Origin of the sequence: Alkaliphilus pronyensis (genome assembly GCF_009017275.1) — a bacterium.
GTDB classification, from domain to species: domain Bacteria; phylum Bacillota; class Clostridia; order Peptostreptococcales; family Natronincolaceae; genus Alkaliphilus_C; species Alkaliphilus_C pronyensis.
This window is the reverse complement of record NZ_WBZC01000011.1, coordinates 1-23,383: the sequence shown is the minus strand read 5'-3', so window position 1 is coordinate 23,383 and position 23,383 is coordinate 1. Positions and strand designations below refer to the sequence as shown.

Genomic DNA, 23,383 nt, shown 5'->3' with positions numbered 1-23,383 from the left:
TTATCATTAATTACTATTTTTAAATACCCTCTCAATTATATTTCCTTGATCCTCCTTACTTAAGCTTGCAATTGCTACAGAATCAAGCTGAATAACCTTTTCAATAACAGCTTCTATTTGCTCCATACTTATTCCATCAACTTTGTCAATAATTTCTTTTGGACTACTTATTTTACCAAGTAAAAGCTCTGATTTACCAATGCTAGTCATTCTACTGCTGGTGCTTTCTAAGCCTAAAATGTAATTTCCCTTTAATTGCTCCTTAGATTTTGTCATTTCAGCATTAGTTAAGCCATTAGCTCTTAAATTCTCAAGCTCCTTATAGACTAGTCCAGTAACCTCCTCAAGCTGCTGGGGGTTCATACCACCATATATAGTTAAAAGACCACCCTCCTTATAAAAGGATGGGTAAGAATAGATGGAGTAGGCAAGACCTTTTTCTTCTCTAATTGTTTGGAAGAGTCTAGAGCTCATGCTACCCCCAAGAATATTATTTACTACCATTAGTGGATATAGATCCTTATGTCCTAGAGAAGTTCCTTTAAATGCCATACATAGGTGGGCTTGCTCTACATCCTTTGTTCTATGAACCTTCTTAAAATTAAAATTTAAATCAAGGTTTTTTTGCTTATTTTCTTTATGATTCCAATTGGCAAACTTTTCTTCAATAGTGCCTAGGATTTCTTCTTCTTTAAAATTACCTGCTATAGCTATAACTGTTTTTTCTGGAAGGTAGTGTTTCTCCATGTATTCTCTTAATGCAGCCTGATCAATAGTATTCAATGTTTGAGCTGTACCTAAAATTGGTAGACCTAGTGAATTATTTTTAAACACTGTCTGTGACAAAAGGTCATGTACAAGGTCTTCTGGAGAGTCCTCATACATACTTATTTCTTCCATAATAACACTTCGTTCCTTATCAATATCTATTGGATCAAGCTTTGAGTTAAACAACATATCCGATAGAATATCAATTGCTAGCTTATAGTGGGAATCTAAAACCTTAATATAATAGCAGGTACATTCTTTACTTGTAAAGGCATTTATCTGTCCACCTACTCCGTCAATTATATCTGCTATGTCTAAGGCGGTTCTTGTTGTGGTGCCTTTGAATAGCATATGCTCTACAAAGTGTGAAACACCGTTTGTTGTAGTATCTTCATTTTTAGAGCCAGTTTCAATCCATATGCCAACTGAAATTGATTTAACATATGGAATATGCTCGGCAACTATTCGTAATCCGTTATCTAGAGTATATTTCTTATACATGTTTTCCTCCTGTATCTCTTATACATAGTTAATTTTTATATAATTTTCACTGTTATATTCATACATTATAATGTAGTTTTAAATTATATGCAACTTATTCATTGAGTATATTAGATACAGTTCCTATCTCTAATCCTTTTTCTCTTAGGGCATCTATTAGGCGTGGTAAAACCTTTGCAGTTTCCTGCATTGGATGCATTAGAACAATAGCCCCCTTATGATTTTCCTTATCCATTACCCTTTTATATATAACATCGCTAGTACTTCCTTTTCTCCAATCAATTGTATCTATAGTCCATAAAATTGTTTTATAATTATGCTTTTCTGCTGCTATCAATGTATTGGTGTTATATGCACCAGATGGTGGGGCAAAATATTTTGGTTTTTCTTCTGTATATTTCATAATCTCTTTTTCAGCATTTAAAATTTCTTCTTCATTTTTATTTAGTGATAGAGTACTGTAGTCCAAATGATAATAACCATGACTTCCAATTTCGTGACCCTCTTCTACAATACTCATAAATAAATCTGGAAACTCCTTAACCCATCTTCCAGTCACAAAAAAAGTTATTTTAACCTGTTTTTCCTTAAGAATTTTTAGCATTTCTGGTATTACTTCATTGCCCCAATCTACATTACAGGTGAAGGCTATGTAATCTAAATTTACTCCCTTATCTATAGGTTTAGTTAGATTATCAGTAGTCATTACAGAGGTTGTATCATCTCTTGTTCCCCAATATAGTAAGGCTGTAACCAGTAAAGCAATAATAATTATTAGCCCTATTATTACTTTGACTACATTTTTATTAACTATGATAATCATGTAATTCCCTCCTTTTAATTTGTAAAGCTGATAATATATTATTCTAAAATGCTTTACTTATTCTTATAATCTATATAAGGAGGCTGAAAATATAAAAAAAACATAAACCTTCTTTGGTTTATGCTTTCTCATTGTTTTTATCTTCTTTTTTAGGCTTTGGTAATAGAGCTTTTATTGATAGGCTTACCTTGCCCTGTTGGTCAATTTCTATAACCTTAACATCAATCTCTTGTCCTGTTGCTAGAACGTCCTCAACCTTATTGACTCTTTCGTGGGCTAGGTTTGAGATATGAACTAATCCTTCTTTTCCTGGTAGAATTTCTACAAAGGCTCCAAAATTCATAATCTTTATTACTTTCCCCTTATATGTTTCCCCCACTTCAGGTTCTCTCACAATATTCTCTATTGTTTTTAAGGCTTGATTACCTGATTGTTGGTCAGGAGCTGCAATGTAAATGGTGCCATCATTTTCAATATCAATCTTTACACCAGTTTCTTCAATAATTTTGTTAATTATTTTTCCTCCAGTACCAATTACGTCCCTAATTTTATCTGGATTTATCTTCATGTGAATTATTTTTGGTGCATAAGGTGATAGCTCTTTTCTAGGCTCTACTATTGCTTCCCTCATTTTGCTAAGAATATGTAATCTTCCTACTCTGGCTTGTTCAAGGGCTCTTTCAAGTATTGGCCTATCTATACCTTTAATTTTTATGTCCATTTGGATAGCGGTGATTCCATCATCAGTACCTGCAACCTTGAAGTCCATATCTCCTAGGAAGTCCTCCATACCTTGAATGTCTGACAATATAGCTACATTTTCTTCTTCTTTAACTAACCCCATTGCTATACCAGCCACCATCTTTTTAATAGGAACTCCCGCATCTAATAATGCTAAGGTACTACCACATACACTTGCCTGTGAGGTTGAACCATTTGAGCTTACAACCTCAGAAACTAATCTTATTGTATATGGGAATACATCTTTACTTGGTATCATAGGCTCTAATGCTCTTTCTGCCAAAGCACCATGTCCAATTTCTCTTCTTCCAGGACCCCTTAAAAATCTTGTTTCACCTACACTGTAGGGTGGAAAATTATAGTGGTGCATATATCTCTTAGATTCTTCTTCCCCTAAGCCATCTAATATTTGCTCGTCTCCTAGGGCTCCTAAGGTAGCAATTGTCAATACCTGAGTTTGTCCCCTTGTAAATAAGCCTGATCCGTGGGTTCTTGGCAAAATGCCAACTTCGGATGTAATTTTTCTTATTTCATCTGGTTTTCTGTCATCAGGTCTAACACCATCAATTGTAATCATTCTTCTAATCTGTTCTTTTATAATTTTACTTAGTATTTCATTTACATACTTTAGCTGATCCTCATATTTTTCTGTAAAAAACTCTAATGTTTCTTTTTTTACATTATCGATGTTTTCATTTCTTTCTGTCTTATCAACTGTTTTTATTGCATTAAGTAGCTTTTCAGTTGCATAGCCTCTAACTTCATTTTCTATATCACTATCTATTTCATCTACTACTATCTCTGTTTTAGCTTGTCCTACCTCAGCAACTATTTCTTCAATAAATGAAACAATTCTTTTAATCTCTTCATGTCCAAAGAGTATCGCATCTAATATTTCTACTTCTGTTAATTCATTTGCCCCTGCTTCAATCATCATTATAGCATCCTTAGTACCAGATACAACAAGGTGCAGATCACTCTTTTCTCTTTCCTCACTGGTTGGATTTATAACAAACTTCTTATCTACTCTGCCTACTACAACAGAACCTGTGGGCCCTTGAAATGGAATATCAGAAATTGATAATGCTATTGAAGATCCAACCATAGCAACTACATCAGGTGTAGCATCCTGGTCAACTGATAAAACAGTAGTAATTATTTGAACATCATTAAAGTAGCCCTTTGGAAATAATGGTCTTATTGGTCTGTCTATTAGCCTTGAAGTTAGTATAGCTCTTTCAGTTGGTCTACCTTCTCTCTTTATGAAGCCACCTGGTATTTTACCCACAGCGTAGTATCGTTCTTCATAATCAACACTTAATGGAAAAAAGTCTATTCCTTCCCTTGGTGATTTTGAAGCAGTTGCTGTTACCAACACTACAGAGTCACCATATCTAACTAAGCAAGCACCATTGGCTTGTTCTGCAACCTTACCAATTTCAACTTCCATAGTTCTGCCGGCTATTTCTGTCTTAAAAATTTTTACCATATTACTTATTCCTCCCTTCAATTAAATAATTTCCTATTTAATATTATTACCCTTTAAGTAATAAACATTCCTTTACATTGGTTATAGCATACCATTTAACATTAGACCCTTCATTTACCATCTAATAATTAAATAAGAGAGCGGGGAATAACCCGCTCTTACTATTTTCTTAATCCAAGTTTTTCAATGATTTCTCTATATCTTACAATATTCTTATCTTTAACATAATTTAATAGATTTCTTCTTTGACCAACCATCTTTAGTAGCCCTCTTCTTGAGTGATGGTCTTTTTTGTGAAGCTTTAAATGCTCGTTTAAATGATTAATTCTTTCAGTTAATAAAGCAACTTGTACTTCTGGTGACCCTGTATCACTATCATGGGTTCTATAGGTATCTATTACCTGTTGTTTTACTTCTTTATTCATAGTTTCACCTCCTCAATTATATATCCCCATACTCTAAGTAACCGTCGGTGAGTTCAAATTACCGAGAGTAGGTTCTTAACCTAAATTATTTTAACATAGTTTGCCTGCCTTGTAAATGCTTTTTTACATTTTCAACATCCACCATCATTTGCTCTACTAATTTTTCTGGATTTTCAAACTTATAATTATCCCTTAATCTCATAACAAACTGTATCTCTATAAATTTCTCATATAATGAACCCTTGTAATCAATAATAAAGGTTTCAATTGTGGTGTTTTCACCGTTGAAGGTAGGATTTGTGCCTACGCAGGTGGCTCCCATGTAGGTTTTTCCATCAATATCTACAAATGTTGCATAAACTCCATCCATTGGTATTAGATGAAAGGATTCTATAAGACTATTTGCTGTAGGATACCCTAAGAACTTACCTCGTCCCATTCCATGAACAATTTTACTATATATTGAGTAGTATCTTCCTAAAAGCTGATTTGCAAGGTCTATACAACCCTTTTGAATATATGCCCTAATACTGGAGCTACTGACCTTTTCATTGTGTAATATAACTGAGTCTATTACAAAAACCTGATATCCATATTTTTTACTAAGCTCTACTAATAATTCTACATCTCCCTGAGCTTTGTATCCAAATCTATAATCGAAGCCTACTATGGCAATTTTGCAATTTAATCTGTTCACCAGTATTTCCTTAACGAATAATTCAGGTGAGAGACTCATTATTTCATTATTAAACTCATCTAGGATAAGAGTTTCTACATTAAATTCTTCTAATATTTTCTTCTTCATTTCTATTGGAGTAATAACAGGTGGACCTTCACCCCTTAACATGTACTCTAGGGGATGATTTTTAAAGGTATAAACACAGGACTCTAAATTGTATTCCAAAGACTTTTCAACTAATGCTTTTATTAACCTTTGGTGTCCGATGTGTACTCCATCAAAGTTTCCTAAAGCAATTGCTTTTTCTCTATTGCTGTTAATAAGCTTATGTCCCTCTATTAGTTTCATTAATGACGCCCCTTTATGCAAAAAGCCTTTTAAACCGTATATTTCTTTTACCCTCTGAATTTTCTTCGACGGTTGCTATACCAATAAAGCTATCCTTTAGGTATACTCTTACAATTTCATCTTTATTTAAACTTATATTTTCAATAATATTACTTAAGTCTATTTTGTTACCATTTAATGCTGCTTGACTCATGGTATCCTTAATTGTAACCTTTGGTATGTTACTTAAGGGATAATCAATAGGAAAAAGCACACTGCTGATATCTTCAATTTCAGTAAGCTCCTCCAATAAAACAGATGAAGACAGCTGAAAGGGTCCTGTAGCAGTTCTTAATAGGAAAGACATTATACCTCCACAGCCTAAGGATTCTCCAATATCATTGCATAAAGTACGTATATATGTTCCCTTTGAGCAAACAACATCAAATATTATTTTATTTTTATCTAATTTAACAATACTTATATCTTCTATGTATACTTTTCTAGGTTTCCTCTCTACTTCTATACCAGCCCTTGCAAGCTCATAAAGCTTTTTACCCTCTTTTTTTACAGCCGAGTACATTGGAGGCACTTGATTGTATTGACCTATAAAGGATTTTATTGCAATTATAATATCATTAGATGTTAAGTTAACATCCTTTTTATCAATTATATTACCGTAGCTGTCTTGGGTATCGGTTTTTAAGCCCAATGTTAGCTCTGCTCTATATTGCTTTTTACTATCCAACAAAAACTGGGATATTTTTGTTGCTTGACCTATGCAGATAGGTAATACACCTGCAGCATTAGGGTCTAGTGTACCTGTATGTCCAACTTTTTTTGTTCTTGCTATTCTTCTAACCTGTGCCACCATATCATGGGATGTCATTCCAGGTGGCTTTAATAGGTTAATAATACCATTCAAGTAATCACCAACTTACTTTTGTTTTCTCTATTTCATTAAGAATATGTTCCTTAACATCATCTATTGCTCCCTCTAATACTGCACCTGAAGCCTTCTTATGTCCCCCACCACCAAATGCATTGGCTAATTTGTTTACATCAAAATCTCCTTTAGCTCTAAAGCTAGCCTTCACCAGGTTAACCTCCAGCTCCCTTAATGTTATTGCTATCTCTACTCCCTTTAAATCTCTAGCATAATTTATCATGCTATCGGTTTCTTCAGGATCGATTCCAAACTGCTCAATTAAATCCTTGGTAATATACACTATAGCAACTTTATCATTTGAATGAAGCTCTAAATTACTAAGAATGTAGCCTAAAAACTTCATGCTTTCTATAGAGTTGCTTTGATACAGGTTTAAGCTTATTTCGGCTGTGTCTATGCCTGCTTCTAGTAGATTAGCTGCTGTAATGTGGGTTTTAGGTGAGGTGTTATCATACTTGAAGCTGCCAGTATCAGTCATAATACCAACATATAGGTTTGTAGCTATGTCAGTATCAATTTCTATGTTTAATCGTTCTTTTAATAGGTAATAGATAATTTCACAGGTAGATGAGGCTTTTGTGTCAATTATGTTATAGTCACCAAAAAAGTCATTGCTTATATGATGGTCAATATTAACTATTCTTTTACTGTTCTTAAGTAGGGCTTTACTTTGGTCTAGCCTTTTTTCATCTCCACAGTCAAGTACAAATGTCAGCTCATAATTTTGCCACTTATTTAAGTCATATTTTATTAAATGATTTAGCCCCGGCAAAAACATATATTTACCGGGTATAATATCATTTACAAATATAGTAACCTTTGGATGTATTTTTTTCAAAGCTAAACCTAGTCCTAACATTGAACCCAAGCTATCACCATCAGGATTAATATGGGAGATAATTGATATAGATTTGCTTTCATCTATTAAATCCAACAGATTATTCATTTTCTTCTTCCTTAATTTTATCATCTTTATTTATTCTTGCTATTACGTTCTGTATTTCAAATCCCAGCTCAATAGATTTGTCAAGCTTGAATAAAATCTCTGGTGTATACCTAGATTTTATTTTATGACCTATTTCACGTCTTATAAAGCCACTGGATTTTTTTAAGGCCTCTATTGTGTTGCTTTGCTCCTCTTTATTACCAAATATACTAACATAGACCGATGCATATCTTAAATCTCTAGTTACCTCAACCTCTGTTATACTGGTCATGGGAGCAATTCTTGGGTCTCTTAGCTCATTACGAATCATATAGCTTATATGTTTCTTTATTTCTTCAGCTAAACGATTAACTCTAGGATTTGCCAAAACCCTCATCCTTTCTGTTATCTTTCTATCTCTTGCATTTTATATGCCTCTATTAAATCTCCCTCTTTTACATCATTATAATTATCTATACCAATACCACATTCGTAGCCTGTAGCTACTTCTTTAGCATCATCTTTAAAACGCCTTAATGAGCTTATGGTTCCCTCGTGTACTACAATACCATCTCTAACCAGCCTAATACTGGCATTTCTCAGTATTTTGCCCTCTACTACGTAGCATCCTGCAATTACACCTGCACCTGGTACCTTAAAGGTTGCCCTAACCTGAGCCTTACCAAGTTCAACCTCCTTAAATTCTGGATCCAGCATACCCTTCATTGCCGCTTCTATATCCTCTATGGCATTGTAAATAATTCTGTAGGTTCTTAAGTCAACCTCTTCTTTGTTTGCTAATGAGGTTGCTCCTGAGGTTGGTCTAACATTAAAGCCAATAATTATAGCATTGGATGCTGAGGCAAGCATTACATCGGTTTCTGTTATGGCACCAACTCCACCATGTATTGGCTTAATTATTACTTTATCATTAGATAGCTTATTTAATGACTGCTTTACCGCCTCAACTGAACCCTGCACATCTGCCTTTACAATAATGTTAAGCTCTTTAATTTCACCCTCCTGCATTTGACTATATAACGCATCTAAGGATATTTTCTGACTTGCCTTTAATTGATCTTCTTTAACTTTGTTTTTTCTATTTTCAGATATTGTTCGGGCGACTTTATCGTCCTTTACAGCCACCATTATATCTCCTGCCTTTGGTACATCATTTAACCCTGTAATCTCAACAGCAGTTGATGGAGTAGCAATTCTTACGGGCTTACCCTTATCATTAATCATTGCTCTAATTCTACCGTAGGTATTACCAATAACTACAGAATCTCCTACCTTCAAGGTACCGTTTTGAACTAAAACAGTAGCAACCGAACCTCTACCCTTATCTAATTGTGCCTCAATTACAACACCCACTGCATTTCTATTGGGGTTGGCCTTAAACTCCTCCACTTCAGCAACTAACAGTATCATTTCTAATAACTCATCAATATTAGTACCTTGTAGAGCTGAAACAGCAACTGATATAATATCTCCACCCCATTCTTCAATGAGGACACCATGTTCAGACAGCTCCTGCTTAACTCTATCTGGATTTGCACCTGGCTTATCAATTTTATTTATAGCTACAATAATTGGAACTTCAGCAGCCTTTGCATGGTTGATGGCTTCAATAGTTTGTGGCATAACTCCATCGTCAGCTGCAACCACTAGAATTGCAATATCTGTTGCTTTTGCACCCCTTGCCCTCATTGCTGTAAAAGCTTCGTGACCAGGTGTATCTAAAAAGACAATTTTCTTTCCATTTATTTTAACCTCTGAGGCTCCTATATGTTGAGTTATTCCTCCTGCTTCCTTTGCAGTTACCTTTGTCTCTCTTATGGCATCTAGTAATGAAGTCTTACCGTGATCAACATGGCCCATAACAGTAACTACAGGTGGTCTAGCCTTTAAATCCTCTTCATTATCTTCTTCAATAATTAAGTCATCTACATCCTCAACCACTTGTGATTCTTTTTTAACTACCTGAAAACCGAAGCCTTCTGCTATTTTTTCAGCAGTCTCGAAATCAATTTCTTGATTCATTGCAGCCATTACTCCTGCTTGAATCAACTTAGTAATTACTTCATTGATAGGCTTTTTAACAAGCTCTGCAAATTCCTTAACAATAATTTTATCATTAATTTCTATTGCTTTTGCTTCCTGATTATCATCAGTCTTAGTATCTAAAGCCTTTTTATCAACAGTATTCCTCTTATCTTGCTTTTGCTGTGAAGCTTTGTTATTTTTACCATTATTAACTTGCTTCTTCTTTTTCTGCTTAGTCTCTTCATGTAAATCAGTTTCTTCAGTTGATTCATTTACTTCTTTTTTGCTTCCTTTTTCATCAGAGCTAAACAACTCCATAACTAAATTAGCCTCTTCATCTTCTAGTGTACTCATATGATTGTTTACCTCTACATCTAGATCAGCTAATTTTTCAATTAATTCTTTACTGCTTAGTCCTAACTTTTTTGCCAGTTGATATACTCTTAACTTTGACAAGCTAATCACCCCCTATAAAACCTTCCTGATCGATAACTTCAATTAGCTTTACAGCAAAACCTTTATCCTTAATAGCCACCACTGCCCTTGGATTCTTTCCAATAGTTTTACCTAACTCTTCTTTAGTTCCAGTAAATCTTATTGGAATTTTACGAAAAGCAGTTTTATCTCCAAATAGCTTTTTTGTATTTTGGGAGGCATCTTCTGCTACTATCACTAGATAGGCTTTATTCTTTTTCACCTGACTCATACAGCCTACTTCACCAGAAGCAATGGCACCTGCCTTCATTGCAAAGCCTAATATACTTTTTATTTTATTATTCACCTTTATCGATCTCCATTATTAATTTTTCATAAACTTCATCTATTATATTGCATTCAAAAGCTCTATTTAAGGCCTTTGTTTTTTTTGCCTTTTTAAAACATTCTTTATCAAAGCATATATAAGCACCTCTACCATGGGCTTTTCCAGTAAGATCAACTTTTATCTCACCTTCTTTGTTTTTAACCACACGGATGAGCTGTTTTTTAGGCTTCATTTCTGTACAGCCTACACATTTTCTTAAAGGGATCTTTCTAGTCTTCATATGATCACCTCTATTCTTCCTTTACCTGACTTTCACTCTTAATATCAATTTTCCAACCAGTTAGTTTTGCTGCAAGCCTTGCGTTTTGTCCTTCCTTTCCAATTGCCAATGATAGCTGATAATCAGGAACTACAACCTTAGCTGTTTTGTCCTCTTGATTCACTACTGTGGAAATAACCTTAGAAGGGCTTAATGAGCTTGCAATAAATTCAGTTGGATCCTTACTATATTTAATAATATCTATCTTTTCACCACGTAATTCATCTACAATATTCTGGACTCTTGTTCCCTTTGGACCTACACAAGCTCCTACAGGATCTACGTTAGGCTCTTTAGATTCTACAGCTATTTTTGTTCTTGAGCCTGCTTCCCTTGAAATGCTTTTTATTTCAACAATTCCTTCATGAATCTCAGGCACCTCTAATTCAAATAATCTTTTTATTAAGCCTGGGTGGGTTCTTGAAACAACTATTTGAGGACCCTTTGTAGTTTTTTTAACCTCAACAATGTAGGTTTTAATTCTATCGCCATGCTTGTATTCTTCATTGGGCATTTGCTCTGTTGGTCCTAAAATGGCCTCTGTTTTACCTAGGTTTATGTAAACCATTCCTTTAGCAACCCTTGCAACACTTCCAGTAATAATATCTGATTCTCGGTTTATAAATTCCTCAAATACTACACCACGTTCTGCTTCTCTAATCCTTTGAACAACCACTTGCTTTGCTGTTTGGGCTGCTATTCTACCAAAGTTTTTAGGTGTTACTTCTTTTTCTACTATATCCCCTATTTCGTAGTTTGGGTCAATTTCCTTTGCTTCTGCCATTGAAATCTCCAGCAGCTCATCTTCAACCTCTTCTACTATTTGCTTTTGAGAGTAGACACTTACATCTCCAGTATCACGTTCAATTTCTACCCTTACATTTTGTGAGGTGCCAAAATTTCTTTTATAGCTAGAAATTAGAGCAGCTTCAATAGCATCTATTAATATTTCCTTGGAGATACCTTTATCTTTTTGAATTTGCTGCAGCGCCTCAATAAAATCTGTATTCATTTTTTAATCCTCCCCTTAAAATTTAATTGCTAATCTTACAATAGCAGCCTTATCCTTTGGTATCTCAATTAAACCAATCTTCTCAACCAGTAGTTTGATTATATTGTCTTCAAGGCCAAGCAATTCGCCTTCAATGGTTTTTTGTCCATCTAAAGGCTCATACAACTTAACTTCAACTAATTCGCCTTTAAATTTATAAAAGTCACTATTCTTTTTTAACGGTCTATCTATCCCTGGAGATGAAACCTCTAAATAATAATTATCTGGAATAGGATCTAGCTCATCTAGCTTGTTACTAAGCTCCTCACTAACCCTTTGACAATCGTCAAGAGTAATCCCACCTGGTTTATCTATATATACCCTTAAAAAACGATGGGGACCTTCCTTTTTAAATTCAATATCAACTAATTCAAAGCTCTCTGCTTTAATAATGGGTTGGATTAATTCATCTGTTAATTTTTCTATCTTATTTTGACCCATATTAAACCCTCCTATATTAAGTTTTTATATATATATTTTCAGTCAATAGAGCAGTATTTATTCCATATTGACCTACTAACAATACTAATGTAGTAAATTATGTGTATATGTAGAGATATTATACTTAATTATTTTAGATATTAACAAAGAGTGGGGATTTCCCACTCTCGCATAATATTATATGTGATTAACCTTAGTATAACACATCAAAAACCACCATGCAAGCTAAAATAGGCTAAGTTGATTGGTTTTGGGAATATTATTAAGGCAGCCATGATTAACTAAAGCTTCTATAGCTGTTTTTGTAATATTACTTCTTTCCTTTAGATTCTCAAGTGATATAAACTCACCGTTTTTTCTTGCCTCTACTATGTTTTTAGCAGCATTTTGTCCTACCCCTTGTAGTGACATAAAAGGTGGTAACAGCTTTCCATCTTCAACTCTAAAGCGTTCTGCATCAGAATTATATATGTCCACAGGTAATAAAACAATATTTCTTAAAAACATCTCTAAAGCAACCTCTAAAACCGTTAAAAGGTTTTTTTCCTTGGCAGTCATATCATTTCCCATTTCTTCAAATTCTTTAATTTTACTTTTAATTACTTCCTTTCCCTTTACTATTAATTCTGCATCAAAATCCTCCGCCTTTGTAGTGAAATATGTGGCATAGAAGGCTTCTGGATAGTGGACTTTAAAATATGCTATTCTAAAAGACATCATTACATATGCTGCAGCGTGGGCCTTTGGAAACATGTATTTTATTTTAATACATGAATCTATATACCACTGGGGTACATTGTTTTCCTTCATTAAGGATATGTCATCATCTGATAGACCCTTTCCTTTACGAACATTCTCCATTATTTTAAAGGAATTCTTTTTAGGTAACCCCTTTAAAATTAGGTAGTTCATAATATCATCCCTTGTTGAAATAACATCCTTTAATTCAGCAGTTTTATTTCTAACAAGCTCCTGTGCATTATTTAACCATACGTCTGTACCGTGGGAAAGCCCACTTATTCGTACAAGCTCTGCAAAGGTTGTTGGTCTTGTATCCAATAGCATTTGGCGAACGAATTTTGTACCAAATTCTGGTATACCTAAGGTGCCTACTTCACAGCCTAGCTCTTCACCATTTACTCCTAAAGCCTCTGTAGTTGTGAATATGCTTATTGTTTTTTTATCATCTAATGGAATTTCCTGTGCGTTAACACCGGTAATATCCTCTAGCATTTTTATAATTGTTGGAACATCATGTCCTAAAATATCAAGCTTTAGTAGTCTACCACTTATTGAGTGATAATCAAAGTGTGTAGTTATTACTCCCGAGCTAGAATCATTGGCAGGATACTGTATTGGACAAAACTCATGTATATCTCTATCTTGAGGTACAATCATTACACCTCCGGGGTGCTGACCTGAGGTTCTTTTAACACCAGTACACCCCATTGTTAAACGATTTATCTCGGCTTGAGAAAGCTGTAGATTTTTTTCCTCAAGGTATTTTTTTACAAAGCCATATGCTGTTTTGTCGGCTATTGTGCCTATTGTACCTGCCCTAAAAACCTTACCACTCCCAAAAAGCTCTTCGGTATATTTGTGGGCTTCACTTTGATATTCTCCAGCAAAGTTTAAATCTATATCTGGCTCCTTATCTCCCTCAAAGCCTAAGAAAACTTCAAAGGGTATATCATGTCCCTCCTTTATTAGCTGGCTAGAACACTTCGGACACTCTTTTTCTGGCAAATCGGCACCAGCGCCATAGGAACCATCTAATATAAACTCTGAATATTTACATTCACCACATATATAGTGGGGTGGTAGGGGATTAACCTCAGTAATATCACTCATGGTTGCAGCAAAGGAAGAGCCTACCGACCCTCTGGAACCAACTAAATACCCATCTGACATGGATTTGGTTACCAGCTTTTGGGCAATTATATACATAACTGCATAACCATTATTAATAATAGAATTTAGCTCTCTATCAAGTCTAGTTTGTACTATTTCTGGTAAAGGGCTACCATATATGCCTTCCGCCTTCTGGTAACAGGTTCTTCTTAATTCTACATCAGAGCCTTCGATTACTGGGGGAAAAGTTCCATTGGGTATGGGAGCAATTTCTTCTGTTTCATCAGCCAGACTATTGGGGTTATCTATAACAACCTCTATTGCTTTTTCTTCACCTAAATAATTGAACTCCTCTAGCATTTCTCCTGTTGTTTTTAAATAGAGTGGTGCTTGATTATCTGCATCACTAAAGCCTTGACCCGTCATTAAAATTCTTCTAAATACCTCATCTCTTTTATCTAAAAAATGAACATCTCCTGTGGCTATAACTGGAATATCTAATTTAATCCCTAGCTCTACTATTTTTTTATTAACTGCTTTAATGTCTTCTATTCCACCTACAATACCCTTTTCAATTAAGAAACCATTATTTGCAACAGGTTGTATCTCTAAGTAATCATAGTAGCTAGCTATTGCTTCAACCTCTTCGCCAGTGCGATTGGCTAAAACAGCCCTATAGAGCTCTCCACCTTCACACCCACTTCCTATAATCAGACCTTCACGATGTTTTGTCAATAGGCTTTTAGGAAGTCTTGGCTTCTTATAGAAGTATTTTAAATGGGAATCTGATACAAGTCTATATAGATTCTTTAAGCCAGTATAATTTTTTACTAATATTATTGCATGAAAGGTGTCTAGCTTTTTAATGTCCGCTTGCTTAACTAGCTTTTTATTCATTTCACCTAGGTTATTTATTCCCTTTGACTTCATCATTTCAATAAATTTTAAAAAAATCTCTGCTGTGGCAGTGGCATCATCAACTGCTCTGTGGTGGTTTTCTAACTTTATGTTTAATTCCTTAGCAACTATATTTAGCTTATGCTTTTTTAGCTTTGATAAAAGAAGTCTAGCAAGCTTTAAAGTATCCAAAGAAGAGTTATTAAGCTGATAGCCTAGTCTTCTTGCATTTTCTCTAATAAAGCCTATATCAAACTCTGCATTATGGGCTACTAATGGTTTATCCTCAATAAAGCCTAGAAATTTTTCCATAGCTTCATCTATCTTAGGGGCATTTTTAACTAGTTCATCATTTATACCTGTTAGCTCAACTATTTTAGCTGGAATAGGAACCTCTGGGTTTACTAAAGTTGAAAAATCTTCAATTATTTTTCCCCCATGAACCTTAACAGCACCTATTTCTGTTATCCTATCTTTTTTGTTGGAGAGTCCTGTTGTTTCTATGTCAAATACAATGTATGTTTCCTCAAGTCCATAGGAGTCCATACCTTCAATAATGTTAGCTTCATCATTTATTAGGTAGCCCTCCATACCATATATAACTTTAATACCAAATTTTTTGCCTGCCTCCATCGCCTCTGGAAAGGCTTGAACAACTCCATGATCTGTAACTGCAATTGCCCTATGTCCCCATTCTGCTGCCCTGCCAATTAAGCTAGTGGTGCTACTTAACCCATCCATGGAGGACATTTGAGTATGAAGGTGTAGCTCTATTCTTTTTTGAGGATGATTATCTAGTTCTATTGCTTTCTGGATTTTTATGATATCATTTGCCATTATTATATACTCTCTAACAAATTTATCAAATACTACATCTCCTCTTATTTGTAGCCATACACCCTTTTTAAAATGGTCTTCAATGTTTTCTGCTTGCTTTTTCCTCTCAAATATTTTAACTATAATTGAATTTGAATAGTCTGTAACATGTATTATATATAGCTTCTTACCACTATTTAATTCCTTTACTTCAGATGTTAGTATTTCACCCTCAACAATAATCTTTGCCATTTCTTCTCTAACGTTTGATAATGGAGTAATCTCTCCGCTAAAGCTTCTACCTAAAACAACAGGAGTATTTTTATTTAAGCTGCTTTGCTTTATTTCTTTTCTATTATCCTTTGATTCATTTTCATTTGAGTTATTAATAGCATTATTTATTATTTCCTCTGCTAATATATTGCTTTCCTTCTCTTTAAACTCTGTGTATTCCTCCATACAAAAGGCATTAGCCTTGTTAGTGGAGAATCTGCAACTGATTTTTTTATTAAAATCTCTTTTAAAATATTCCTCAATTGTTAAGTGTATTTTCCTCTCAACTGCTTTTTCATATATAAGCTCAGCATCAATACTTACTAAAAGCATATTATCCTCTAATCTCCAGTTAATACTATCTTCAATGCCTTTTGCTGCTGGTATAAATCTTTTGATAATATAAGCAATGTTTTGCCAATTCATTTCAATTAGCTGTAGAATATCTGCTTCAATGTTATAATTAATCTTTAACTCTATGTTATTTGTTAGCTGTAATTGATTTGAAGCAATATCAAGGGGTGACTCTAGTAAATGCCAATCTAATACAGAATCAGACTCTATAGTCATTTCAAGCCTTTTATTGCCTTTAAAGTACTTTATGCTTTCTATTTTATAGCTATATAGCCTTTCATTGGCTTTTATTCCTAAGCCCTCAAAAAAACTACCTAAGTTAAATCTATTCTCTGATTTCATAGTATACCACCTCTAGTTAAGCCATTCTAGTTAAACCAATACTTAATTATGTCCCTGTACATTTTAAACCTCCATTGGGTTCCCTTAAGAAAGCCTAGCTTTTCTTCTTTTGTAACATGACTTATATTTTGTAAAATAACCCATTTGGTTTTAATACCCCTTTTTCTTATTAGCTTTTTCAATGCCACCTCAATACTATAGCCTGAAGTATCCATCATTATTATTTCCTCCGCAAGGTAGCTATTAAAGGCTCTTTGTCCTGAAAGATTAGGTGCTATCTTTTGTGCCATATCTGTTAGTAATCTTCCACCTTTAAATATTCCAATGGTCATTTCAGTTTCCTTATTTTGGATGGGCTTAACTAAATGAAGAATATGTTCTTTAGTCAATCCAATTAGGTCTGCATCTAATAAAACTATGATCTCTCCGTTACATGCAGACAAGCCTTGCTTAACAGCCTCTGCCTTGCCTTTATTATAGGGTAAGGCTATTAATTCGATAGGATATCTGCCTGCAATCTGTGATGTATTATCTGTTGACCCATCATCTACTACAATTATCTGGCTAAAAATATTAGCAGTAACTATAGTGTCTAATACCCCTTCGATACGACCTTCCTCGTTGAAAGCTGGAATTATAGCGGAAATCCTCAATATAACACACCTCATTCTTTACATTTTTTCAATCTCCTGCAGTAAAACCTCTATAGCATCCTCTTCCTTTATTTTTTTAATTATTTCCCCTTTTTTAAAAAGTAATACAGAGCCTACACCTCCAGCAATACCTATATCTGCTTCTCTTGCCTCACCTGGTCCATTAACAGCACAGCCCATTATAGCAAGTTTTATAGGCTTTTTTAAGCCTCCAATCCTTTCTTCTATTTTGTTGGCAAGCTGTATTAAATCTATTTGACAGCGTCCACAGGTGGGACAAGAAATTATTGTGATTTCATTTTGTATAATACCTAAGGATTTTAGTATTTGTCTGCCTACTCTTACTTCTTCAACTGGATTCCCAGTTAAGGAAACTCTTATTGTGTCCCCAATACCTTTAATCAATAATGCACCTATACCTATTGCAGATTTTATAGTTCCAGCCCAAACGGTACCAGCCTCTGTTATACCCAAGTGAAGGGGATAGCCTACCTTTTCAGAAATCATTTCATAGGCCTTAACCGTCATAATTGCATCACTTGATTTTAAGGAAATAACCGTATCATAAAAATCTAGCTTTTCTAATATTTCTACATGATTAAGGGCACTTTCAACCATAGCCTCAGCAGTTGGATGTCCATATTTATCCAGTAGGTGTTTTTCTAGTGACCCAGCATTAACTCCAATTCTTATTGGTATATCCTTCAATTTAGCAGCCTTTACTACTTCCCTAACACGATTCTCATGACCTATATTACCAGGGTTTAGTCTTAGCCCATCAACACCCTGATTAATAGCCTCTAAAGCAATTCTATAGTCAAAATGTATGTCAGCAACAATAGGTATGTTAGTTCTATTTTTAATAATATTTAGATGATAAGCACTATCAATACTAGGTACAGCAACTCTAACTATATCACAGCCTGCATCTTCTAACTCGTTAATTTGCTTAACAGTAGCATCAACCTGCTTAGGATCTGTTGTTGTCATAGACTGCACAGAAACAGGATTGTCACCACCAACAAAAACATTACCACATTTTACTACTCTAGTTTTTTTACCCATATAATCACCCTTTGTATGACAGTAGACATAATATTATTATGTCTACTTGTAAAGTTATTTAGTTTAAACATTGTGTTTTTATTTTTCTACTTTCCATTTTCCATTTGCAATCGGGTTTTCTTTTATCTTTTATTTTTATCTTTTTCACTTTTAACTTTTCTTTTTCTTTTAATCTTTTAAGCTTTTAATCTTTTCATTTTTCATTTTTCATTTTTCACTTTTCACTTTTCATTTTTCATTTTTCACTTTTCATTTTTCACTTTTAACTCTTAACTCTTAACTCTTAACTCTTAACTTTTAACTCTTAACTATCTTTTCATCCTTGTTCCTCAAAACAGTCTCATATAGTCCTGATATGTAACAAAAATCATTAGCATTATCAGTATAGCAAAGCCAATCATATGAATCATACCCTCTTTTTCTGGATCGACGGGCTTACCTCTAAGTAGCTCAACAAAAAGAAAAATAATTCTGCTACCATCTAGTGCAGGTATAGGTAAAAGATTCATTATTCCTAAGTTTACACTTATTAAGGCTGCGAGAAAAACCACATTCAACCATCCAGCAGCAGCAGCTTGCCCTACAAGGTTAATAATACCTACTGGTCCAACCACCTCTGTAGGAGTAGCTTCACGGGTTATTAGTCCCCTTAGATAACCAATGATTTCACCCATGATTTTAAAAACATTTTGGAAGCTACTGGTGAAGGCTGTGATAAATGACCTTTCGTATTCAGGAATGATACCAATAATTATTTGTCCTGTTTCTTCTATTATTGGTGTTATATTTTTTTCTACAATTTCACCGTTCCTCATTACCTCAACCTTAATACTATTGCCTTCAGACCTATTTATAGCATCAACTAATTGTTGCCAGTTGTTAATTTCCTTGTTATCTATATATTTTACTTCATCACCAGCCCTAAGACCTACTAATTCAGCTGGCTTATCTTCAATAACCTCACTAATGGTTGTTGAAGGAGCTCCTACGGAATAAATGAATATAGTAAATAGCAGAATACCTAATACAAAATTCATGAAGGACCCTGCAATAAGTACAGCCATTCTTATTAGAACAGGTTTATTATTAAAGCTTCTTGGATCCTTTGAGGCTTCATCGGCACCCTCCATTCTAACGTAACCACCAATTGGTAAAGCCCTCAGGGTATATGTTGTTTCTTTACCCTTATGGTTAAAAAGCTTTGGTCCCATTCCTATAGCAAATTCGAGAACCTTAATATCAGATGCTTTTGCAACAAGAAAATGACCAAGCTCATGAAAAACAATTAACAAACCGAAAACCAATATTGCAGCAACTGCTGTTTGCATTTTTAACACCTACCTATTAGATTTCTGATTTTAACCAGTTTCTTACCCAATTATCTACCTCTAATACATCTTCTATAGAATTATATTGAAAGCTCTTATGTTTTATCATAGCTTTTTCTATATATTTTGGTATGTCATAAAACTTTATTTCCTCATGCAAATATTTTTCCACCAACACTTCATTTGCACCATTCACTACGCAGGGCATTGTTCCACCTATACGTAGGGCTTCGTAAGCTAGGTCTAAGCAGGGAAAAGTATCTGTGTTTGGTTGAAAAAAATCTAGCCTCGAAAGCTCCCTTAAGTTTAGCTTAGTTGTATTCCCTTTTTCTCTATTAGGGTAGGTTAAGGCATATTGTATTGGTAGTTTCATGTCGGGTGAACCTAGCTGTGCAATTATTGAGTTATCCTTAAACTCAACCATAGAGTGTATAATACTTTGTGGATGTACTACTACCTCTATCCTATCCATTTCCACCTCAAATAACCACTTTGCTTCTATAACCTCTAGGCCTTTATTCATTAGTGTTGCAGAATCTATAGATATTTTTTTACCCATATCCCAGTTTGGATGCTTAAGTGCTTCATAATATTTAACATCCACCAATGATTCTTTCGTTCTTCCTCTAAAGGGTCCTCCTGAAGCGGTTAGAATTAATTTAGATATGTTGTTATAGTCTTCACCCTGTAGACATTGAAAGATTGCAGAGTGTTCACTGTCAACTGGAAGTATTTGAACCTTATGGCTTTTTGCCTCTTCCATTATTAATCTGCCACCCACCACCAAAGTTTCCTTGTTGGCTAAGGCTATGGTTTTACCATTGCGAATGGCTGTTAAAGTAGGTAAAAGCCCTATACTGCCTACTACTGAGTTTAAAACTATATCACTTTCCTCAATAACCGCCAGCTCTAGTAGACCCTCCATTCCACTTAAAACAGCTGTATTTGACCTTAATCTGTCTTTAAGTTCCTTTGCTTTGCTTTCATCGAATACGGCTACATACTTAGGCTTAAACCTTTGTATTTGATTTTCCAGCTCATCTATATTCCCCATTACTGCTAATCCTACAATCTCCATTGAATCTGAAGCTGCTACTACCTCTAGGGTTTGTTTACCAATAGATCCAGTTGAGCCTAGAATTACAATTGATTTTTTCAATAGCTTCAACCTCCAACTGACATAATTAAAACAAAGTAATAAATAACAGGTGCTGTAAAAATAATACTATCAAAACGATCTAACACACCACCATGTCCAGGAATTATTTTTCCATAGTCCTTTATTCCAACATATCTTTTTATTATTGATGCTGTTAAATCTCCAGTTTGGGATAGGATACTGCCAAATAAGCCAATGCTTAATACTATGAGTAGATCATCTCTAAAAAAAATGTATCCAAAGGCACCACTTAAGGCTACGCTGCCTAATATACCCCCTACCGCTCCCATAACAGTCTTTTTAGGGCTAATGTTGGGGCAAAGCTTCTTTTTACCAAAAAATATACCTGTAAAATAAGCAAAGGTATCTGTACCCCATGCAGTAATAAACACTAACCAAATTGCAGTAGACCTAGGGTGATTACTTATTAATATTATATGTCCCAAAAGGGTGCTAACATAAAATATTCCAAATAATGTTGTAGATGCATCAATGATATTATACTGTGGCTTTATTAAAAGGACTATACAAGTAAGTACAATTGCCACAACATAAATAAAGGTTAACATGTAAGTGTATGTAAACTCCAAGTGAAACTGGCAAATAATTGCAATAGTAATTAAATAACCAATCCATTTTATAGGCTTTATATCTTTATTCTCTAAAGCACAATAGAATTCATATATACCAATTAATGAAATTGTCATAACAGATAGAAATAATAATGGTCCCCCGTATAGGACAATCCCTATCAAAAGTGGTACACCTACAATTCCGCTAATGATTCTTATAAGCATGCAGCTCTTCCCCCTTTTTAAATACCACCATATCTACGAATTCTATTTTGATAATCTTGAATCGCCAGTATTAAATCTTGACCTGTAAAATCTGGCCAGTATTTATCTGTAAACCAAAACTCTGTATAGGCACATTGCCAAAGGAGAAAATTACTAAGTCTATATTCACCGCTTGTACGAATTAATAGATCTGGATCTGAAATATTAGCTGTATCTAAATAGCTTGAAAAGACATTAGGCTGTAGGTCCTCTACATTAATCTTATTTTCGACTAAATCCTTATGTAGTTTTTTTATACCCCTGATAATTTCATTTCTACCACCATAGTTTAATGCTATATTTACAGCTAGTCCATCATTTCCTTTAGTTAATTCTTTAGCGTTATTGATTTCTTCACCAGCATAATCAGGCATTCCTTCTATGTCACCTATAGTATTTATTTTTACATTGTTTTTGTTAAGCTCCTCTACTTCCTTTTTTAAATACTCAACTAGCAGTTCCATTAAAGCAGAAACTTCTTCCTTTGGACGATTCCAGTTTTCAGTAGAGAATGCATATAGGGTTAAATTCTTAACCCCTATTTCAGATGCAGTTGATATTATATCTCTTAGTGCTTCTACTCCTGCCCTATGACCGAAGGTTCTGGGTAGCTTTCTTTTTTTTGCCCATCTCCCATTGCCATCCATTATTATTGCAATATGATTTGGTATTTTATTATTATCTATTTTACTACTATCGATAATTGTTTTCTTTTTAAAAATATTCATCATTTCCTTCACCTCAATCATTTTTAAACCCCCAAATACGGGGGCTTAAAAAAATGATATAACTAATTCTACTTTATTATCAAAAGCATTTTTCTGCCTAATAACCCGTCTGTGGTTAGTTTTATTGGTATTTTTACCGTAGCTTTCTATAATTATTACCTTTATTCCTAAAGCATGTAGCTTGGTAGTGGCATCTTCCACTAAAAAACCAGTTAAATCAGGTATTTCTCTCAATTATTAAACCTCCATGATTTCTACTTCTTTTTTAGCTACCATTTCATCTATCATTTTAACGTAGTTATCAGTCATTTTTTGCACTTCATCCTGTGCTTTCTTTAAATCGTCCTCAGTTAATAGTCCATCTTTTTGCTGCTTTTTTAATGAGTCATTAGCTTCTCTTCTTTCATTTCTAATGGCAACCTTTCCATCCTCTGCTGTTTTCTTAACAACCTTTAATAGATCCCTTCTTCTTTCTTCAGTTAATTGGGGTATATTTAGACGAATTATTTTTCCATCATTTGAAGGGTTTATGCCTAAGTCTGATGTCATAATAGCTTTTTCTATACTCTGCATTGATGACTTATCATATGGTTGAACGATTATTAATCTTGGTTCTGGTGCCGTTACTGATGCTATTTGCTTCAAAGGAGTCATTGTTCCATAGTAATCAAGAGATATTTTATCTAGCATAGCAGGGTTTGCTCTACCTGCACGAATGCTATTAAGCTCATCCTTGATGACACCAATTGTTTTTTTCATTTTTTCTTCTGTTTTTGTATGGGTTTCTAAATACATATAATCTCCTCCTTTATATAATTTTAATAGTTGTTTGCA

Annotated in this window: 22 protein-coding genes; all 22 read right to left on the bottom strand. The window is 34.3% G+C overall.

Features of this window, described 5'->3' with window-relative positions; genetic code table 11:
• Positions 1-6 precede the first annotated feature (6 nt).
• The 22 genes from F8154_RS03795 to frr all read right to left on the bottom strand — a co-directional run bounded on the left by F8154_RS03795 (position 7) and on the right by frr (position 23,344).
• On the bottom strand, positions 7-1,269 hold the full coding sequence (locus tag F8154_RS03795; protein WP_151860269.1) for a M16 family metallopeptidase: 1,263 nt from the start codon (positions 1,267-1,269) through the stop codon (positions 7-9).
• 94 nt (positions 1,270-1,363) lie between these two features.
• Positions 1,364-2,092, bottom strand: a complete 729-nt coding sequence (locus F8154_RS03790) for a polysaccharide deacetylase family protein (RefSeq protein ID WP_151860268.1) — start codon at positions 2,090-2,092, stop codon at positions 1,364-1,366.
• A 118-nt stretch (positions 2,093-2,210) separates the two neighbouring features.
• A complete protein-coding gene (locus tag F8154_RS03785; protein WP_151860267.1) occupies positions 2,211-4,322 on the bottom strand; it encodes a polyribonucleotide nucleotidyltransferase in 2,112 nt (703 codons plus the stop codon).
• A gap of 161 nt (positions 4,323-4,483) precedes the next feature.
• Complete coding sequence (rpsO, locus tag F8154_RS03780) at positions 4,484-4,747, bottom strand: 30S ribosomal protein S15 (RefSeq protein WP_151860266.1); 264 nt, start codon at positions 4,745-4,747, stop codon at positions 4,484-4,486.
• Positions 4,748-4,832: 85 nt separating this feature from the next.
• Positions 4,833-5,774, bottom strand: coding sequence for a bifunctional riboflavin kinase/FAD synthetase (locus F8154_RS03775; RefSeq protein ID WP_151860265.1), 942 nt, complete (start codon positions 5,772-5,774; stop codon positions 4,833-4,835).
• A 13-nt stretch (positions 5,775-5,787) separates the two neighbouring features.
• A complete protein-coding gene (gene truB, locus F8154_RS03770; RefSeq protein WP_151860264.1) occupies positions 5,788-6,678 on the bottom strand; it encodes a tRNA pseudouridine(55) synthase TruB in 891 nt (296 codons plus the stop codon).
• A gap of 4 nt (positions 6,679-6,682) precedes the next feature.
• Positions 6,683-7,648 (bottom strand): DHH family phosphoesterase, encoded by a 966-nt coding sequence (locus tag F8154_RS03765; RefSeq protein WP_192930146.1) that lies wholly within the window; start codon positions 7,646-7,648, stop codon positions 6,683-6,685.
• Entirely contained in the window at positions 7,641-8,024 is a 384-nt protein-coding gene (rbfA, locus tag F8154_RS03760) for a 30S ribosome-binding factor RbfA (protein WP_151860262.1), read from the bottom strand. Before rbfA ends, F8154_RS03765 begins: the two co-directional genes overlap by 8 nt.
• An 8-nt stretch (positions 8,025-8,032) precedes the next feature.
• Positions 8,033-10,129: a translation initiation factor IF-2 gene (gene infB, locus F8154_RS03755; RefSeq protein ID WP_151860261.1), complete on the bottom strand. Its 2,097-nt coding sequence runs from the start codon at positions 10,127-10,129 to the stop codon at positions 8,033-8,035.
• Between the two features lies 1 nt (position 10,130).
• Positions 10,131-10,454, bottom strand: a complete 324-nt coding sequence (locus F8154_RS03750) for a L7Ae/L30e/S12e/Gadd45 family ribosomal protein (protein WP_330577831.1) — start codon at positions 10,452-10,454, stop codon at positions 10,131-10,133.
• Positions 10,447-10,716: an RNase P modulator RnpM gene (rnpM, locus tag F8154_RS03745; RefSeq protein WP_151860259.1), complete on the bottom strand. Its 270-nt coding sequence runs from the start codon at positions 10,714-10,716 to the stop codon at positions 10,447-10,449. Before rnpM ends, F8154_RS03750 begins: the two co-directional genes overlap by 8 nt.
• Positions 10,717-10,726: 10 nt before the next feature.
• A complete protein-coding gene (gene nusA, locus F8154_RS03740) occupies positions 10,727-11,767 on the bottom strand; it encodes a transcription termination factor NusA (RefSeq protein ID WP_151860258.1) in 1,041 nt (346 codons plus the stop codon).
• A 15-nt stretch (positions 11,768-11,782) separates the two neighbouring features.
• Complete coding sequence (rimP, locus tag F8154_RS03735; protein WP_151860257.1) at positions 11,783-12,247, bottom strand: ribosome maturation factor RimP; 465 nt, start codon at positions 12,245-12,247, stop codon at positions 11,783-11,785.
• A 225-nt stretch (positions 12,248-12,472) separates the two neighbouring features.
• On the bottom strand, positions 12,473-16,780 hold the full coding sequence (locus F8154_RS03730) for a PolC-type DNA polymerase III (protein ID WP_151860256.1): 4,308 nt from the start codon (positions 16,778-16,780) through the stop codon (positions 12,473-12,475).
• 26 nt (positions 16,781-16,806) lie between these two features.
• A complete protein-coding gene (locus tag F8154_RS03725; RefSeq protein ID WP_151860255.1) occupies positions 16,807-17,448 on the bottom strand; it encodes a glycosyltransferase family 2 protein in 642 nt (213 codons plus the stop codon).
• Between the two features lie 3 nt (positions 17,449-17,451).
• A complete protein-coding gene (ispG, locus tag F8154_RS03720) occupies positions 17,452-18,498 on the bottom strand; it encodes a flavodoxin-dependent (E)-4-hydroxy-3-methylbut-2-enyl-diphosphate synthase (protein WP_151860254.1) in 1,047 nt (348 codons plus the stop codon).
• A gap of 329 nt (positions 18,499-18,827) precedes the next feature.
• Positions 18,828-19,826 (bottom strand): RIP metalloprotease RseP, encoded by a 999-nt coding sequence (rseP, locus tag F8154_RS03715; protein WP_151860253.1) that lies wholly within the window; start codon positions 19,824-19,826, stop codon positions 18,828-18,830.
• Positions 19,827-19,842: 16 nt separating this feature from the next.
• Entirely contained in the window at positions 19,843-20,985 is a 1,143-nt protein-coding gene (locus F8154_RS03710; protein WP_151860252.1) for a 1-deoxy-D-xylulose-5-phosphate reductoisomerase, read from the bottom strand.
• Between the two features lie 5 nt (positions 20,986-20,990).
• Positions 20,991-21,782: a phosphatidate cytidylyltransferase gene (locus tag F8154_RS03705; protein ID WP_151860251.1), complete on the bottom strand. Its 792-nt coding sequence runs from the start codon at positions 21,780-21,782 to the stop codon at positions 20,991-20,993.
• A 17-nt stretch (positions 21,783-21,799) separates the two neighbouring features.
• Positions 21,800-22,549 (bottom strand): isoprenyl transferase, encoded by a 750-nt coding sequence (locus tag F8154_RS03700; protein WP_334296199.1) that lies wholly within the window; start codon positions 22,547-22,549, stop codon positions 21,800-21,802.
• Between the two features lie 45 nt (positions 22,550-22,594).
• On the bottom strand, positions 22,595-22,783 hold the full coding sequence (locus tag F8154_RS03695) for a hypothetical protein (RefSeq protein WP_151860250.1): 189 nt from the start codon (positions 22,781-22,783) through the stop codon (positions 22,595-22,597).
• Between the two features lie 3 nt (positions 22,784-22,786).
• A complete protein-coding gene (gene frr / locus F8154_RS03690; protein ID WP_151860249.1) occupies positions 22,787-23,344 on the bottom strand; it encodes a ribosome recycling factor in 558 nt (185 codons plus the stop codon).
• Positions 23,345-23,383: the final 39 nt, after the last annotated feature.